This window comes from Pseudomonas putida group bacterium ESBL64 (genome assembly GCF_045277175.1).
Lineage (GTDB): Bacteria > Pseudomonadota > Gammaproteobacteria > Pseudomonadales > Pseudomonadaceae > Aquipseudomonas > Aquipseudomonas alloputida.
The window spans coordinates 3,954,334-3,971,386 of sequence record NZ_CP145799.1 but is presented as its reverse complement, the minus strand read 5'-3'; the positions used below and the strand labels follow the sequence as shown (position 1 = coordinate 3,971,386).

General features: G+C 61.2%; 15 protein-coding genes. 10 read left to right on the top strand and 5 right to left on the bottom strand.

Annotated features, from left to right (window positions below; genetic code table 11):
- Positions 1 to 239 precede the first annotated feature (239 nt).
- Positions 240 to 1,283, top strand: coding sequence for a histone deacetylase family protein (locus tag V6093_RS18085; protein WP_047603730.1), 1,044 nt, complete (start codon positions 240 to 242; stop codon positions 1,281 to 1,283).
- Positions 1,283 to 2,386: a polyamine ABC transporter substrate-binding protein gene (locus V6093_RS18080; RefSeq protein ID WP_003253292.1), complete on the top strand. Its 1,104-nt coding sequence runs from the start codon at positions 1,283 to 1,285 to the stop codon at positions 2,384 to 2,386. Before V6093_RS18085 ends, V6093_RS18080 begins: the two co-directional genes overlap by 1 nt.
- A gap of 31 nt (positions 2,387 to 2,417) precedes the next feature.
- Here the strand turns inward: V6093_RS18080 and V6093_RS18075 are convergent, their stop codons facing one another.
- Positions 2,418 to 3,947, bottom strand: a complete 1,530-nt coding sequence (locus V6093_RS18075; protein WP_108078756.1) for a PLP-dependent aminotransferase family protein — start codon at positions 3,945 to 3,947, stop codon at positions 2,418 to 2,420.
- An 89-nt stretch (positions 3,948 to 4,036) separates the two neighbouring features.
- Here V6093_RS18075 and V6093_RS18070 point away from each other — a divergent pair, with 89 nt between their 5' ends.
- The 3 genes from V6093_RS18070 to V6093_RS18060 are packed head-to-tail and all read left to right on the top strand — an operon-like array spanning position 4,037 to position 5,803.
- Positions 4,037 to 4,666, top strand: coding sequence for an FMN-binding negative transcriptional regulator (locus V6093_RS18070; RefSeq protein WP_003253288.1), 630 nt, complete (start codon positions 4,037 to 4,039; stop codon positions 4,664 to 4,666).
- An 11-nt stretch (positions 4,667 to 4,677) separates the two neighbouring features.
- Positions 4,678 to 5,124: a GNAT family N-acetyltransferase gene (locus V6093_RS18065; protein WP_003253286.1), complete on the top strand. Its 447-nt coding sequence runs from the start codon at positions 4,678 to 4,680 to the stop codon at positions 5,122 to 5,124.
- A 7-nt stretch (positions 5,125 to 5,131) separates the two neighbouring features.
- Positions 5,132 to 5,803, top strand: a complete 672-nt coding sequence (locus V6093_RS18060) for a GNAT family N-acetyltransferase (RefSeq protein WP_108078757.1) — start codon at positions 5,132 to 5,134, stop codon at positions 5,801 to 5,803.
- A 121-nt stretch (positions 5,804 to 5,924) separates the two neighbouring features.
- Here V6093_RS18060 and oadA read toward each other — a convergent pair whose 3' ends face one another.
- On the bottom strand, positions 5,925 to 7,733 hold the full coding sequence (gene oadA, locus V6093_RS18055; protein ID WP_003253282.1) for a sodium-extruding oxaloacetate decarboxylase subunit alpha: 1,809 nt from the start codon (positions 7,731 to 7,733) through the stop codon (positions 5,925 to 5,927).
- Positions 7,734 to 7,744: 11 nt separating this feature from the next.
- Positions 7,745 to 9,160 carry an acetyl-CoA carboxylase biotin carboxylase subunit gene (locus V6093_RS18050; protein ID WP_003253279.1) on the bottom strand — a complete coding sequence of 472 codons (1,416 nt, stop codon included), beginning with the start codon at positions 9,158 to 9,160 and terminating at the stop codon, positions 7,745 to 7,747.
- 189 nt (positions 9,161 to 9,349) lie between these two features.
- Between V6093_RS18050 and V6093_RS18045 the strand changes: the two genes are divergently transcribed.
- Positions 9,350 to 10,312 (top strand): LysR family transcriptional regulator, encoded by a 963-nt coding sequence (locus V6093_RS18045; RefSeq protein ID WP_003253277.1) that lies wholly within the window; start codon positions 9,350 to 9,352, stop codon positions 10,310 to 10,312.
- Here V6093_RS18045 and V6093_RS18040 read toward each other — a convergent pair.
- Together V6093_RS18040 and hexR are read right to left on the bottom strand one after the other, a co-directional pair.
- Complete coding sequence (locus V6093_RS18040) at positions 10,254 to 10,472, bottom strand: PA3496 family putative envelope integrity protein (protein ID WP_003253275.1); 219 nt, start codon at positions 10,470 to 10,472, stop codon at positions 10,254 to 10,256. The two genes, V6093_RS18045 and V6093_RS18040, sit on opposite strands and share 59 nt — an antisense overlap.
- Before the next feature lie 211 nt (positions 10,473 to 10,683).
- Entirely contained in the window at positions 10,684 to 11,550 is an 867-nt protein-coding gene (gene hexR / locus V6093_RS18035) for a transcriptional regulator HexR (RefSeq protein WP_003253273.1), read from the bottom strand.
- 103 nt (positions 11,551 to 11,653) lie between these two features.
- Here hexR and zwf point away from each other — a divergent pair, with 103 nt between their 5' ends.
- The 4 genes from zwf (at position 11,654) to V6093_RS18015 (ending at position 17,003) form a co-directional block, all read left to right on the top strand.
- Complete coding sequence (gene zwf / locus V6093_RS18030; protein ID WP_003253271.1) at positions 11,654 to 13,096, top strand: glucose-6-phosphate dehydrogenase; 1,443 nt, start codon at positions 11,654 to 11,656, stop codon at positions 13,094 to 13,096.
- 214 nt (positions 13,097 to 13,310) lie between these two features.
- Positions 13,311 to 15,497 carry a DNA helicase II gene (uvrD, locus tag V6093_RS18025; RefSeq protein ID WP_004575197.1) on the top strand — a complete coding sequence of 729 codons (2,187 nt, stop codon included), beginning with the start codon at positions 13,311 to 13,313 and terminating at the stop codon, positions 15,495 to 15,497.
- Between the two features lie 130 nt (positions 15,498 to 15,627).
- A complete protein-coding gene (locus tag V6093_RS18020; protein WP_003253268.1) occupies positions 15,628 to 16,482 on the top strand; it encodes a Tim44 domain-containing protein in 855 nt (284 codons plus the stop codon).
- A 113-nt stretch (positions 16,483 to 16,595) separates the two neighbouring features.
- A complete protein-coding gene (locus tag V6093_RS18015) occupies positions 16,596 to 17,003 on the top strand; it encodes an SMI1/KNR4 family protein (RefSeq protein ID WP_003253266.1) in 408 nt (135 codons plus the stop codon).
- The last annotated feature ends 50 nt before the right edge of the window (positions 17,004 to 17,053 follow it).

Here is a 17,053-nt window from a genome sequence, read left to right as displayed (position 1 = left end):
CGCCCTGGTGGCCATTGTAGGAGCGGGTTCACCCGCGAAAGGGCCGGGCCTGCCGGCCAATGTCCAAAGGCCGTTCACCGTTGCCGCCGCTGCCTTACCCGCGACGAGGCTGGGATAGGTCACCACCCATCTGGCCAAAGACCTTGGCCATATCGATCCCCTTTTGGCCGTTTGCGTCGTTCTCCCCTGCTGATCAGCCCATGACAATGGACCCACGCCAGTCCCACCGGAGAACAACAATGCTGACGATCTATTCCGATGACCACCGCCTGCACCACGGCCGCTGCGAGCTGATCGATGGCAAGCTGATGCCCTGTTTCGAAATGCCTTCGCGCGCCGACCATGTGCTCGACCAAGTGAAGAAACGCAACCTCGGCGAAATCCAGGGCCCGACCGACTTCGGCCGTGCGCCGCTGTTGCGCGTCCACAGCGCCGATTACCTGGATTTCTTCGAAGGCGCCTGGGCGCGCTGGGCTGCACTGGGCCAAGAGGGTGACCTGCTGCCCTTCACCTGGCCAGCCCGCACACTGCGCCAGGTCAAGCCGACCGGCCTGCATGGCGAACTGGGTTACTACAGCTTCGATGCCGGCGCCCCCATCACCGCGGGTACCTGGCAGGCGGCCTATAGTGCTGCACAAGTTGCCCTGACCGCCCAGGCAGCGATTCAGCAAGGCGCCCATGCGGCGTTCGCCCTGTGCCGTCCGCCAGGGCACCACGCTGCCGGCGAAGTGATGGGCGGCTACTGCTATCTGAATAACGCCGCCATCGCTGCCCAGGCCTTCCTCGACCAAGGCCGACGCAAGGTCGCCATTCTTGACGTCGACTACCACCACGGCAACGGTACCCAGGACATCTTCTACAGCCGCGACGACGTGTTCTTCGCCTCGATCCACGGCGACCCGCAGGACGAATTCCCGTTCTTCCTCGGCTATGCCGATGAAACCGGCGAAGGCGCAGGCCAGGGCTACAACATCAACTACCCCTTGCCGGCCGGTAGCGACTGGGCCGCCTGGAGCGCAGCCCTGGAGGATGCCTGCAAGCGCATCGCCAGCTATGACGCCGACGTGCTGGTCATCTCACTGGGTGTGGACACCTTCAAGGACGACCCCATCTCGCAGTTCAAGCTGGACAGCCCGGACTACCTGGAAATGGGCAAGCGCATCGGCCAACTCGGCAAGCCGACCCTGTTCGTGATGGAAGGCGGCTACGCTGTGGAGGAAATCGGCATTAACGCGGTCAATGTGCTGGAAGGCTTCCAGCGCGCCCAGCCAGGAGCCCGATAATGGTCCGACTCAAACGTCTGCTCGCCCCGTTCATCGCTGCCACCCTGTTCGCGGGCGCCCTGCATGCGCAAGCCGAGCAGCGAACCCTGCGTGTATATAACTGGTTCGATTACATCACCCCGCAGACCTTGACTGCCTTCCAGAAGGACAGCGGCGTGAAGCTGGTGTACGACATCTTCGACACCAATGAGGCGCTGGAAGCCAAGCTGCTAACCGGCAACTCCGGCTATGACGTGGTAGTACCGTCCAACGTGTTCCTCGCCAAGCAGATCGAAGCGGGGGTGTTCCAGCCGCTGGATCGCAGCAAGCTGCCGAACTGGCAACACCTGGACCCGGCACTGATGAAGCTGATCGAGGCTAACGACCCGGGCAACAAGTTTGCCGTGCCGTATATGTACGGCACCGTGCTGATCGGCTTCAACCCGGCCAAGGTCAAGGCTGCACTCGGCGACAACGCGCCGGTGGACAGCTGGGACCTGATCTTCAAGGAAGAGAACATCGCCAAGCTCAAGCAGTGCGGCGTGGCCCTGCTCGACTCGCCGTCGGAGATTCTACCGCTGGCCCTGCAGTACTTGGGCTTGCCGCCGAACAGCGACAAACCGGCTGACTACAAGAAGGCCGAGGAGCTGATGCTGAAGATTCGTCCGCATATCACCTACTTCCACTCCTCGAAGTACATGGCAGACATCGCCAATGGCGACATCTGTGTGGCAGTGGGCTACAGCGGCAGCTTCTCGCAGGCAGCCAACCGCGCCCGTGAGGCGAACAACGGCGTGGTGGTGGACATGCGCCTGCCCAAGGAAGGCGCGCCGATCTGGTTCGACATGCTGGCGATTCCAAAGGGCGCAGCAAACCCGGAGGATGCGCATACGTTCATCAATTACCTGCTGCGGCCAGAGGTGATTGCGCCGATCAGCGACTTCGTGGGGTATCCGAACCCGAACAAGGATGCGACCGACAAGGTGAATCCGACGATTCGCAACAACCCCAACCTGTATCCGACAGCAGAGGCGATGGCCAAGCTGTATACCCTCAAGCCTTTGACGCGAGATGCCGAACGAGCCAGGACCCGCGCCTGGACGCGGATAAAGTCCGGTACCTGATGTTGAACCGGGGGCTGCTTTGCAGCCCCACTCATTTTTTCCAGACTTTGCGTAGTTTCATCAAGGCCTCGGCAATCTCGCCCTCCGGCACTGCCGCAAAGCCCAGCACCAGCCCTGCCCGCTTATCCACAGGCACCTCGCAGTCCGCCAACCAGAAATTGCTCAGTGGTGTCACTTCCACCCCCACCGCCTCAGCCTTGGCCACCAACTCCTGCTCCCGAGCAAAGTTATCCACATCGACCTTCACATGCAGCCCAGCCGCCACTTCCGGCATTGCGCCCAACCCCGGAATATCCACAGGCCAACCGGCCTTGAGCACATCGCGCCGCTTCAATGCCGCCTTGCGCATACGGCGGATATGCCGCTGAAAATGGCCACGGGCCATGAACTCGGCCATCACGCACTGGCTGCTGACCTCCGAATGCCGCACCGCCAACGCTTTGCCTTGGCTGAAAGCCTGCACCAGCTTCGACGGAAGCACCAGGTAGCCTAGACGCAACGCCGGGAAGGCGATCTTGCCGAAGGTGCCGACATACAGCACCCGCCCGTGCCGGTCGAGCGCTGCCAGCGGGGCCAGCGGCGCACCGCTGTAGCGATACTCGCCGTCGTAGTCGTCCTCGATGATCCAGCCGTCACTGCGTTCAGCCCAGGCCAGCAATGCCAGGCGACGTGCAAGGCTCATGGTCACCCCGGTCGGGTATTGGTGCGCAGGCGTGACATAGGTCAGTCGGCAATCGGTCAAATGTTCCAGGCGGCCGCAGTCCAGCCCGTCCTCATCCACAGGCACGCCACACACCCGGCCGCCCGCAAGCGTGAAGGCATGAGCGGCCGCCCGATAGCCTGGGTTTTCCACAGCCACACCGTCGCCCGGTTGCAGCAGCAACTGTGCACAAAGGCTGATGGCCTGCTGCGCACCGCTTGTGATCACAATTTGTTCAGCCGTACAGCTCAGCCCCCGCGAGCGGCGTAGATAGGCCGCTATCAGATCGCGCAAAGCCGGCTCGCCAGCGGGGTCACCATAACCCAGTTGCGCAGGGGACGGGTTGCGCCAGAAACCCGCCTGTAGCTTGGCCCAGACGTCAAACGGGAACAGGTCGAACGCCGGAATGCCAACGCGAAAAGCACGCGGCGCACCGCTTCTGGGCGATGGCAAATGGTTATTTTTCAGGCGCTGCAGAGGTGCGCCTAAAAGCCTTACGCTGGATAAATCCTCAGTATTTTCTTCACGAAATGTGGATAAACCTGTTGATAAGCCCAGGGATAACCCTGTGGATACTTGTGTGGACAGTTTCGGCAGCCGGCTAACGTAGGTGCCATCACCGACCCGGCTTTCGATGAAGCCCTCGGCATACAGTTGATCGTAGGCGCGCACCACGCTGTTGCGTGAAAGCGCCAACATGGCAGCCAGGTCGCGCGTAGCCGGCAGGCGAGTACCACTGCTCAGGCGTCCATCCAGTACCCGCGCTCGCAACACCTGATACAGCTGCTGGCTAAGCCCGCGACTGCGATCCAGGGCGATCCCGGCAGGGTCGAAAGGCAAGATGAGGGGCGACTCGCGCATGATATTGGACCTATGAAAACAGGCATTAATGGATCTTACCCAGAACCAATAGCCTGCCTAGGATGGAACCATTCGACAAGGATCCCGCCATGTACAACAGTAAGCCGCACCAGGAACACGACCTCACCCGCTTACACCAGCACATGCTAGACACCCGCCTGGCCGTTCTGGTCAGCCAGGGCGAACAGGGCCTTCTGGCCACGCACCTACCGGTGCTGGTCGATACCGCCGAGGGCGATTTCGGCACTGTGTATGCCCACCTGGCCCGGGCCAACCGCCAATGGCAAGACCTTCAACACGGCGGCGAAGCACTGTTGGTATTCCCCGGCGCCGATGCCTATGTCAGCCCCGGTTTTTACCCAAGCAAGGCCGAAAACCCAAAGGTGGTGCCGACCTGGAACTACCTGGCGGTGCACGCTTATGGCCCGGCCGAAGTTATCCATGAGGCCGAGCCGCTACTGGCTATCGTAAGCCGCCTGACCGACCGCCACGAACAGGGTCGCAGCGAACCCTGGAAAGTCACCGATGCCCCTGCCGACTACATCGAGGGCATGCTCCGCGCCATCGTTGGTATCCGTCTGCCCATCGCGCGCCTGCAAGGTGCGCGCAAGCTCAGCCAGAACCGCTCCGGGCACGACATCGATGGCGTGCGCGAGGGCCTGAGCGCCAGCCCCGATCAACGGGACAATCAACTCGCGGCGCACATGCGCCAACTCTGAAGGAATAGCCCATGCCCAACCTTACCCTGCGCCCTGTCACTGCCCAAGATCACGCGGCCTGGCACGCCCTGTGGCAGGCCTACTTGCACTTCTACGAGACCGAGTTGGCCGATGCCGTCAGCCTGAGCACCTGGCAACGCCTGCTCGACCCCAGCGAGCCAACCCATTCAGCACTGGCCTGGGTCGACGGCAAGGCGGTGGGGATGGTCAACTTCATCTACCATCGTTCCAACTGGAGTATCGAGAACTCCTGCTACCTGCAGGACCTGTATGTGGACAGCACGCAACGTGGCCTGGGCATTGGTCGACAGTTGATCGAGCACGTCTACACCACTGCCAAGGCCGACAACTGCATCAAGGTGCACTGGCTGACCCACGAAACCAACGCCACCGCCATCAGCCTGTACCAGCAGGTTGCCGAGCGCTCGGGCTTCATCCAATTCCGCAAAGGCTTGTAGGCCGCACATGACAGACGCATTGAACTGGAAACCCGCCGCAACCCCCCAGGCCGAGCCCATTGAAGGCCGCTTCATCCGCCTGGAGAAGCTCGATCCAGGTCGCCATGGCGAAGACCTCTGGGAGGCACTGCAGGGGCCGGCCTCCGATCCGGTGCTGTGGGACTACCTGCCCTACGGCCCGTTCGCCGAACGCGTCGCCTTCGACCGCTGGCTGGAAGGCAACGCTGCTGGCCGCGACCCGCTTTTCTACACCGTCATCGACCGCGCCAGTGGCCAGGCCCAAGGCATCCTCAGCCTGATGTCGATCGTGCCTGAACACGGCCGGATCGAGATCGGCCACATTGCCTTCGGCGCCGCCATGCAGCGTACGCCCAAGGGTACCGAGGCGGTGTATCTGCTGGGCAAGCTGGGCTTCGCGCTGGGTAATCGACGGCTGGAGTGGAAGTGCAATAACGCCAACGCCCGCTCCAAACGTGCGGCAGAGCGATTCGGCTTCGTCTACGAAGGGGTGTTCCGCAAGCACTTGGTGGTGAAAGACCATAACCGCGATACGGCGTGGTATTCGATTACCGATGATGAATGGCCGGCGGTGGCTGCCGGGTTTGAGCGGTGGTTGAGTGAAGAGAACCAGCAGCCGGGTGGCCAGGTGGAAAGCCTTGAGGTGTGCCGCAGAGGTTGAGCGGTGTGCTGAATCAGCTCTCCTACAAGGGATGCGCGTTGTGAGGTGCGGGTGAGTCCGGCACAAAAAAAGGGGAGCATCCGCTCCCCAGAGGTTAACCACTTGTAGATGAGGGCTTAAATCAGCCCTCGATCTCGATGAGGATCTCACCCGGCGTCACGCGATCACCCTTGGCCACATGGATGGCCACGACCTTACCGGCGATGGCCGCCTGCACTTCAGTTTCCATCTTCATGGCTTCGGTGATCAGGACCGCCTGGCCGGCCTTGACCATGTCACCTTCCTTGACCAGCACATCAACGATGTTCCCTGGCATGGTGGTGCTCACGTGGCCAGGGTCGGTCGCTTGCTTGCGCTTGCTGCCGCCACCGCTGACGAACTCGTTGAGTGGCTCGAATACCACTTCCTCCGGCATGCCGTCGATCGACAGATAGAAGTGACGCTTGCCTTCGGCCTTAACGCCCACACCGGTGATGTCGACGCGGTAGGTTTCGCCGTGTACGTCGATGACGAACTCGGTCGGCACGCCTTCACCGCCTGGGGCAGCCACGGCACCGGCTTCCGGAATCGGCAGCAGAACTTCAGGCGTCAAGGTGCCAGCTTCGCGTTCTTCGAGGAACTTGCGGCCAATGTCCGGGAACATGGCAAAGGTCAGCACGTCTTCTTCGCAACGGGCCAGGGCACCGATGTCGCTACGCAACTTGGCCATTTCCGGCTTCAGCAGGTCAGCCGGGCGCACATCGATCACTTCTTCGCTGCCGATAGCCTGGCGACGCAGTTGCTCGTTGACCACACCCGGGGCCTTGCCATAGCCACCTTGCAGGTACAGCTTCACCTCATTGGTGATGGTCTTGTAGCGCTCACCCGCCAGCACGTTGAAGAAGGCCTGGGTGCCGACGATCTGCGAGGTCGGGGTGACCAGCGGCGGGAAGCCGAGGTCTTCACGCACACGCGGGATTTCGGCCAGCACTTCGTTCATGCGGTTGAGGGCGCCCTGCTCCTTGAGCTGGTTGGCCAGGTTGGAAATCATGCCGCCCGGTACCTGGTTCACCTGCACCCGGGTGTCCACCGCGGTGAACTCGCTTTCGAACTGGTGGTACTTCTTGCGCACGGCGTAGAAGTACAAGCCGATCTCCTGCAGAAGCTCTAGGTCCAGGCCGGTGTCGAACTCGCTGCCCTTGAGCGCAGCAACCATCGACTCGGTACCCGGATGGCTGGTGCCCCAGGCGAAGCTGGAGATGGCGGTATCGATGTGGTCCGCGCCATTTTCCACAGCTTTGAGCTGGCACATGGCAGCCAGGCCGGCGGTATCGTGAGAGTGGATGAACACCGGCAGCGACTGTTCAGCCTTCAGCGCCTTGACCAGCTCGCCAGTGGCGAACGGGGTCAACAGGCCAGCCATGTCCTTGATCGCCACCGAGTCGCAACCCATGGCTTCCATCTGCTTGGCCTGGTTCACGAAGGCTTCGATGGTGTGTACCGGGCTGGTGGTGTAAGCGATAGTGCCCTGGGCGTGCTTACCGGCGGCCTTGACCGCTTCGATGGCCACGCGCAGGTTACGCACGTCGTTCATGGCGTCGAAAATGCGGAACACATCGATGCCGTTGACCGCCGCCTTGGCGACGAAGGCCTTGACCACGTCGTCGCTGTAGTGGCGGTAGCCCAACAGGTTCTGGCCGCGCAGCAGCATTTGCAAGCGGGTGTTTGGCAGCGCTGCGCGCAGCTTGCGCAGGCGCTCCCACGGGTCTTCCTTGAGGAAGCGCACGCAGGCGTCGAAGGTGGCACCACCCCAGACTTCCAGCGACCAGTAGCCAACCTTGTCGAGCTTGTCGCAGATCGGCAGCATGTCTTCGGTACGCATGCGGGTAGCCAGCAGGGACTGGTGAGCGTCGCGCAGGATCGTGTCGGTTACGTGAATTTTCTTGGACATTATAGGGTTCCTCACAGGCCTGCGTGGGCGGCGATGGCGGCGGCGATGGCCAAGGCCAGCTCTTCGGGTTTGCGCTTGATCGAGTAGTTGGTCAATTCAGGGTGGCTTTCGACAAAGCTGGTATTGAACTGGCCGCTACGGAATTCCGGATTGCGCAGGATTTCCTGGTAGTACGCGGCGGTGGTCTTCACCCCTTGCACGCGCATGTCGTCCAGGGCCCGCAGGCCGCGGTCCATGGCTTCTTCCCAGGTCAACGCCCACACCACCAGTTTCAGGCACATGGAGTCGTAGAACGGTGGAATGGTATAGCCGGTGTAGATCGCCGTGTCGGTGCGCACGCCCGGGCCGCCGGGGGCGTAGTAACGGGTGATCTTGCCGAAGCTGGGCAGGAAGTTGTTTTTCGGATCTTCAGCATTGATACGGAACTGCAAGGCGTAGCCGCGGTGCTGAATGTCTTCCTGCTTGACCGACAGTGGCAGCCCCGAGGCGATGCGGATCTGCTCACGAACGATGTCGATACCGGTGATTTCCTCGGTAATGGTGTGTTCCACCTGCACCCGGGTGTTCATTTCCATGAAGTACACTTCGCCATCGGCGAGCAGGAACTCCACGGTACCGGCGTTCTCGTAATTCACCGCTTTGGCCGCACGCACCGCCAGGTCGCCGATGTAGGCGCGCTGCTCAGGAGTGAGCTGTGGGCTCGGGGCAATTTCGATGAGCTTCTGGTTACGACGCTGGATAGAGCAGTCGCGCTCGAACAGGTGCACTACGTTACCGAAGCTGTCACCGAGAATTTGCGCCTCGATGTGCTTCGGGTTGACGATGCATTTCTCCAGGAACACTTCGGCCGAACCAAATGCCTTGGTCGCCTCGGAAATGACCCGCGGGAAGTTCTGTTCCAGTTCTTCGCGGCTATTGCAACGGCGAATACCACGGCCGCCACCACCGGAGGTAGCCTTGAGCATCACCGGATAACCGATGCGATCACCTTCGCTCAGGGCTTCATGAATATCGGCAACGTTGCCTTCGGTGCCCGGGGTTACCGGCACACCGGCGGCGATCATGGTGCGGCGCGCTTCGGTCTTGTCGCCCATACGGCGAATCACGTCGGCGGCCGGGCCAATGAACTTGATCCCGCGCTCGGCGCAAATTTCTGCCAGTTCAGCGTTTTCCGAAAGGAAACCATAGCCCGGGTGCAGGGCATCACAGCCGGTTTCCACAGCCAGGTTCACCAGCTTGCGCGGGTTCAGGTAACCGGCCAGCGGCTCGGCACCGATGCTGTGTGCTTCGTCAGCGCGCTTGACGTGCAAGGCATGCCGGTCGGCGTCGGAAAAGATCGCTACCGAGCGAATGCCCATCTCGGCGCAAGCACGCACGATCCGAACTGCGATTTCACCTCGGTTGGCGATCAGGATTTTTTTTATCACTGGAGTCTTCCCAAAGCCGTAGGAACAGTCGAGCCGGTTCTACCGGTCGGCGCGTGACCAGACGATGCTGGCCAGTCGCGTATTCACCCTAGCGCTGTAGGTCGATAAACAAAAATCAATATTTGTTAGAGGCTGTATTAGCAAAAGCTTATAGTTGGGTAACAAGGTGTTGCCGAAGAGCTGATTAAAATGCGTAAGTCCTTGATGCGTATGACATTGCGTCAACTCCAGATCTTCAATGAGGTGTGCGATTTGCGGTCGTACAGCCGTGCTGCGGAGGAGATGGCGCTGACGCAACCCGCCGTTAGTCTACAGATCCGTCAGCTTGAAGAGCTGATCGGCCAGCCATTGTTCGAGTACGTGGGCAAGAAGCTCTACCTGACCGAGGCGGCCGAGGCCCTGCAGCGCGCCAGCCACGATATCTTCGGGCGCCTGGAGAGCCTGGACATGCAGCTGTCGGACATGCAGGGCTCACTGCAGGGTCAGTTGAAACTGGCGATCGAGTCCAGTGCCAAGTACTTCGTGCCACACCTGTTCGCCGCCTTCAAGCAGCGTCACCCGGAAGTCAACCTGACCCTGACGGTAGTCAACCGGGCCCAAGCCATCCGCCGCCTTTCCGATAACCGCGACGACCTGATCATCATGTCGATGGTGCCGCAAGACATGGGCCTGGAGTTTCTGCCGTTCCTCAACAACCCGATCGTTGCGGTTGCGCCGCCACAGCACCCGCTGTGCAAGCTGGACCAGTTGCGCATGCAGGACCTGGAGCCTCATACGCTGCTGGTCCGCGAGCAAGGTTCGGGAACACGCAAGGCTTGCGAAGAGTACTTCAAGGATAAGCGTGTGCATTTCGCCCAAACGCTTGAAGTAGCCTCGGCCGACGCCCAGCGCGAATGCGTGATCGCCGGGCTGGGGATCGCCCTGTTGACCCGTCACGCAGTCAACCTGGAGCTGGCTACCGGGATGCTGAAGGAATTACCGGTCGAGGAGCTACCGCTGTACCGTAGCTGGTGCGTGGTGCAGGCCAAGGCCAAGCGGCAGTCGCCGGTGGCCTTGGCGTTTCTTGCATTCATCCGCGGTGAACGTGCATTGATCAGCGCGCTTGTTGAACGTTTTTCGGGGAAACTGCCGCCGACGACTGCCATACCGTGAGTGCTTGCAGCTCGGGGTAGTCCGCCAGGTCGCGGAGCAGTTGACGTTGGTCGCAATAGCTCTCGATCGCGCGGCGGTATTCCATGCGACGCTGATCTTTTTCCTGCTGCTTGCGAGCCTTGGCGTTGGGTTGGTACGTACCGTCGAAGTCACGAGCCATTGCCTGTCTCCCAGATAGTATGCGGGAGTTTCAGACTGGCCTGGGTGGTTTACCGTTTGGCGGTGGAATGGTGACAGAATCGTGAATTTTCACTGCCTGTACCGGCCTCTTCGCAGGCTTACCCGCTCCCACAGGAATTGCACCGATTTATAGAGGAGCACAGTACCTGTGGGAGCGGGCAAGCCCGCGAAGAGGCCAGTGCAGGTTGAATTCAGTCGTCGGTAGCCTTGATCGACTTGGGCGACAGACGCAAGCTGCGCAGGCTGCGTTTCACGCTCTTCAGGTGGTTGACCAGGCTAGGCCCGCGCGCCATGGCAACGCCCATGGCCAGCACGTCGATCACCACCAGGTGGGCAATACGCGAAGTCAGTGGGGTGTAGATCTCGGTGTCTTCATGCACGTCGATCGCCAGGTTGACCGTCGATAGCTCGGCCAGCGGCGTCTGGCTGGGGCACAGGGTAATCAGGTTGGCGCCGCTCTCACGGACCAGGTTGGCAGTGATCAGCAGGTCCTTGGAACGGCCCGATTGGGAAATACACACCGCCACATCACCCGGTTTCAGGGTAACGGCCGACATCGCTTGCATGTGCGGGTCGGAATACGCTGCCGCGCTGAGCAGCAGGCGGAAGAACTTGTGCTGGGCATCGGCCGCAACGGCACCGGACGCGCCAAAGCCATAAAACTCTACCCGTTGCGCCTGGGCCATGGCGCTCACGGCTTGTTGCAGTGCCTGCGGATCAAGGTGCTCGCGCACTTCCATCAGGGTGTGCAGGGTGGTGTCGAAGATCTTCAGACTGTAGTCGGCGACCGAATCGTCTTCGTGGATAGCGAACTGACCAAAGCTGGCCCCGGCAGCCAGGCTTTGCGCCAGCTTCAGCTTCAGGTCCTGGAAGCCCGAGCAGCCTATGGCCCGGCAGAAACGCACGATGGTCGGCTCACTGATACCCACGCTGTGCGCCAAATCGGCCATGGAGCTGTGCATGACGGCAGCCGGGTCGAGCAGCACGTGGTCGGCCACTTTCAGTTCCGATTTGCGCAGCAGGTGGCGCGATTGGGCGATATGTTGCAACAGATTCACAGGCTGGACTCGGTTATGATCGGCGTGCCGGGTTGTAGCTTTCTTGTAGTTATACTACATGGACGCCAACCCGCCCAGTTAAACGAACGTGGAGAGTGGTGGTTTGACTATTCCTTGCGACATTCTGGTCTTCGGCGGCACCGGTGATCTGGCCCTGCACAAATTACTTCCGGCGCTCTACCACCTGTTTCGCGAGGCCCGTCTGAACCCTGCCGTGCGGGTCATCGCACTGGCCAGACGCAACCTGCCACGCATCGACTATCTCAAGCTCGCCGAACGCCATTGTCGGGCACAGATTGCCCGCAGCGACTTCGACGAAGAGGTGTGGCAGCGGTTTTCCGCGCGGGTCGACTACTTCCCGATGGATGCTTCACAGAGCGCCGATTTTGGCCGCCTGGCACGCTACCTGGGTGAACCCGGCGGGCTGACGCGCATCTTCTACCTGGCCACCGCCCCCAACCTGTTCGTGCCAATTGCCAACCACCTGCGCATTGCCGGGCTGGCCGACACCGAAGCGCGCATCGTGCTGGAAAAACCGATCGGCCATTCCCTGGAATCCGCCACTGCCATCAATGAAGCCATTGGCACGGTATTCGAAGAAAGACAGGTGTTCCGCATCGACCACTACCTGGGCAAGGAAACCGTGCAGAACCTGATGGCCCTGCGTTTTGCCAATGCCCTGCTGGAGCCGGTGTGGCGCAACAACCAGGTCGACCATGTACAGATCAGCGTTTGCGAGACACTGGGCGTAGAAAACCGCGGTGCCTACTACGATCGCGCCGGGGCTATTCGCGACATGCTGCAGAACCACCTGCTGCAACTGCTGTGCCTGGTGGCCATGGAGCCACCCGCGCAGTTCGAGGCAGAAGCGGTACGCGACGAAAAGGTGAAAATCCTGCGCGCCCTCAAGCCAATCACCGGCCAGGATGTGCAGGACAAGACGGTACGTGGCCAGTATGGTGCCGGGCGTATCGGCGGCCAGGAAGTGCCGGCCTACTACTTTGAAAAGGACGTCGACAACGACAGCGATACCGAAACTTTCGTTGCCATCGAGGCGCACATCGACAACTGGCGCTGGGCGGGCGTGCCTTTCTATCTGCGCACCGGCAAACGCATGGCGCGGCGCGCTTCGCAGATCGTCATCCAGTTCAAGCCAGTGCCTCACGAACTGTTCAGCGGCGGCCAGGTCAACCAGTTACTGATACAGCTGCAACCGGACGAACGCATCAGCCTTCGCATGATGACCAAGAGCCCAGGCAAAGGCATGCGCCTGGAACCCGTGGACCTGGACCTTAATCTGGCCCAGGTGTTCAGCCAGACTCGCCGCTGGGAAGCCTACGAGCGTCTGCTGCTGGATGTGCTCGAAGGTGATTCGACGCTGTTCATGCGCCGCGATGAAGTGGAAGCAGCCTGGGCCTGGGTAGATCCAATCATCAAGGGCTGTGAAGAGCACTTCCAGGCGCCCCGCCCCTACCCGGCTGGCAGTTTCGGGCCCGAGCAAGCCAACAGCCTGCTCGCCAGGCATGGCAGGCACTGGCATGGCTGAATGACCTGCGCGATGGCGCGACCTTTAATCTGAAACAGCAGCAGATGAAATTCGAAGGTGCGAAATCCATAACGGGAAGGCCTTCGACTAACGATGCCTCAGCCAGCTTGCGCAGGCCGTGACCTGGCCCCGGACCGATGAGCGGGATGCCGCCAGGTGAATATTCATACAGTAGATATTTGCCCCTTACCCGGCATCGCCCTAGAATGGCCCGATGCGCACAGACGACCTCTCTCTCCTGCTGAATTCCCTCAACGATGCCCAACGCCAGGCCGTAGCGGCCACGCTCGGGCGTCAACTGGTGCTTGCCGGCGCCGGTTCCGGTAAAACCCGCGTGCTGGTACACCGCATCGCCTGGCTGATCCAGGTCGAGCAGGCATCACCGCACTCGATCCTGTCGGTGACGTTCACCAACAAGGCCGCAGCAGAAATGCGCCAGCGGATCGAGCAACTGTTGGGCATCAACCCGGCAGGCATGTGGGTCGGCACCTTCCACGGCCTGGCCCATCGCCTGTTGCGGGCCCACTGGCAGGAAGCGCGGCTGGTGCAGAACTTCCAGATCCTCGACAGCGACGACCAGCAGCGCCTGATCAAGCGGGTCATGCGCGAGTTGGGCCTGGACGAGCAGAAGTGGCCGGCACGCCAGGCCCAGTGGTTCATCAATGGGCAGAAAGACGAAGGCCTGCGCCCGCAGCACATCCAGGCGGGGGGCGACCTGTTCCTGGCGACCATGCGCGAGGTCTATACGGCCTACGAGCAGGCGTGCGAGCGCGCCGGTGTCATCGATTTCTCCGAGCTGCTGCTTCGCGCCCTGGACCTGTGGCGTGACCATCCGGGCCTGCTGGAGCACTATCAACGACGCTTCCGCCACGTGCTGGTGGACGAGTTCCAGGATACCAACGCCGTGCAGTACGCCTGGTTGCGCCTGCTGGCACGCGGTGGCGACAGCCTGATGGCGGTAGGCGATGACGACCAGTCGATCTACGGCTGGCGCGGCGCCAAGATCGAAAACATCCACCAGTACACCGCCGATTTCCCCGACGCCGAAATGATCCGCCTGGAGCAGAACTACCGCTCCACAGGCGGCATCCTCAAGGCGGCCAACGCGCTGATCGCCAACAACAGCGGGCGCCTGGGCAAGGAACTGTGGACCGACATGGGCGAAGGCGAACCACTGACCCTGTACGCGGCCTACAACGAGCACGACGAAGCGCGCTATGTCGTGGAAACCATCGAGAGCCTGGTCAAGCAGGGCAATGCGCGCAACGAGATTGCCATCCTGTACCGCTCCAACGCCCAGTCGCGCGTGCTGGAAGAGGCCCTGCTGCGCGAGCGCATCCCCTACCGCATCTATGGCGGCCAGCGCTTCTTCGAGCGCGCCGAAATCAAGAATGCCATGGCTTACCTGCGCCTGATCGAAGGGCGTGGCAACGATGCCGCTCTGGAGCGGGTGATCAACGTGCCGCCGCGCGGTATTGGCGAAAAAACCGTCGAAGCCATCCGCGAGCACGCCCGTCACAGCCAGCTGTCCATGTGGGAGGCCATGTGCCAGCTGCTCGCCGCCAAGGCCCTGAAGGGCCGCGCCGCCAGTGCCCTGGGGGCCTTTATCGAGCTGATCGAGGGGCTGGCCGCCAAGGTTGTGGACATGCCGCTGCATACCATGACCCAGACCACCATCGAACAGTCCGGCCTGATCACCTATCACCAGGAAGAAAAAGGTGAAAAGGGCCAGGCACGCGTAGAAAACCTTGAGGAACTGGTCAGTGCGGCACGCAACTTCGAGTCCACCGACGAAGACGCCGACCTGTCTCCGCTCTCGGCCTTCCTTGGCCACGCCTCACTCGAAGCTGGCGATACTCAGGCTGACGAGCATGAAGACAGCATCCAGCTGATGACCCTGCACAGCGCCAAAGGCCTGGAGTTCCCCTATGTGTTCCTGGTGGGCATGGAAGAAGGCTTGTTCCCGCACAAGATGAGCCTGGAAGAACCCGGCCGCCTGGAAGAGGAACGACGCCTGGCCTATGTAGGCATCACCCGCGCCATGCGCCAGCTGGTCATGACCTACGCCGAAACACGCCGCCTTTATGGCAGCGAGACGTATAACAAGGTGTCACGTTTCGTGCGTGAAATTCCGGCCGGCCTGGTTCAGGAAGTACGCCTGTCCAACAGTGTCAGCCGCCCGTTCGGCGGGGCCAAGACGGCCACCAATAGCAACCTGTTCGCCAATGCCAGCATTCCGCAGACCGCGTTCAACCTTGGCCAGCGTGTGCAGCATGCGGTATTCGGCGAAGGCGTAATCCTCAACTTCGAGGGTTCTGGCGCTCAGGCGCGGGTGCAGGTGAATTTTGCCGAAGGTAGCAAATGGCTGATGCTGGGGTATGCCAAGCTCGAGGCTGTCTAAGCCCACAAGGGTCGGGCCTGCCAACTTTGTAACATCAGGCAAAAGCTCGAAACACTATGTCGCTGGTCATGTGCCCGGGAACCTGTGCACCATGACGCGCGTGCAATCCACAACAGGGGATATCCCACTTATGCAACGTTTTCTTAGCATCGCACTGGCGCTCTGCGTCGGCCTGACGCTGAGCCTGGACGCCAGCGCCAAGCGTTTCGGCGGCGGCAAGAGCTCGGGCTCCGCGCCTATCCACCAGACCCGCCAGGCTACGCCAACCACGCCTGCTGCCGCGCCGACCGCACCTGGCCGTGCACCGGCTGCCGCCAGCGGTGCTTCGCGCTGGTTGGGCCCACTGGCCGGCCTCGCCGCCGGTGGCCTGCTGGCTTCCATGTTCATGGGCGACGGTTTCGAAGGCTTCCAGATCATGGACTTCCTGATCGTGGCGCTCATCGCCTTCCTCGTGTTCCGCTTCATCGCCGCGCGCCGCCGCCAGCAGCAGCCACAAATGGCCATGCCAGGCCATGCGCCGATGCAGCGTGAGGCTCACGCGCAGCCTGCCCAGCCTTCGATTTTCGGTGGTTCGGCCGCACCTGCTGCCGCAGCCGCACCGGTGATCAACGCCCCGGCCTGGTTCAACGAGCAGAGCTTCCTGGCGGCAGCCCGTAACCACTTCCAGTCGCTGCAGCAGCACTGGGATGCCAATGAAATGGACAAGATCAGCGAGTTCGTTACCCCGCAAATGCTTGAGTTCCTCAAGCGTGAGCGTGCTGAACTGGGTGATGGCTTCCAGTCTACCTACATCGATAACCTGGAAGTGCAACTGGACGGTGTCGATGACCGCGCCGACCGCACCGACGCGACCCTGACCTTCCGTGGCGTGTCGAAGAATTCGCGCTTCGACCAGGGCGAAGTGTTCAGCGAAAGCTGGCACATGGTTCGCGCCCAAGGCGAGAACCAGCCTTGGCTGGTAGCCGGTATCCGTCAAAACGGCTAATCGCTGCGTGCTAAACAGAGAACCCCGGGCTTGCCCGGGGTTTTTGCTTTTGCCAAAGTGGGCTACTAGGGTATAAGGCGCAGCGTTGTCATCTAGGTCAGAGGAAGTGAACCGTGGAAGAAGTGATCGAACAACTCCGTGAAGCGAATGAGCCAGTACCAGTGCCCCTGGAGCTTCCCGATGAAGACCAGCTGGTAGAGATCGAAGAACAGCTGTTCATCAATATTCCATTCGTGTTCAAAGAGTTTCTGCTGACCGTAAGTGATGTGGTTTACGGCTCCCTTGAGCCTGTTACCGTCACTGATCCGCAGTCGCACACCTACCTGCCAGATGTGGCCTCCAACGCCTGGGATGCCGGCGTACCGCGTGACCTGATTCCGCTGTGCCAGGACGGCGACAATTACTATTGCGTCGAAGAGGACGGCACCGTGGTGCTGTGGGATGCCGAAGAGGAAATTGTCGGCGAAGACAGTTGGGAATCGGTGTGGCACTGGGCGCGAGATGTTTGGCTGGAGAGCTGATCGCTAGCACCTATAGAGAAGCTCGCGATCTGAGTCAGTAACAATGACGT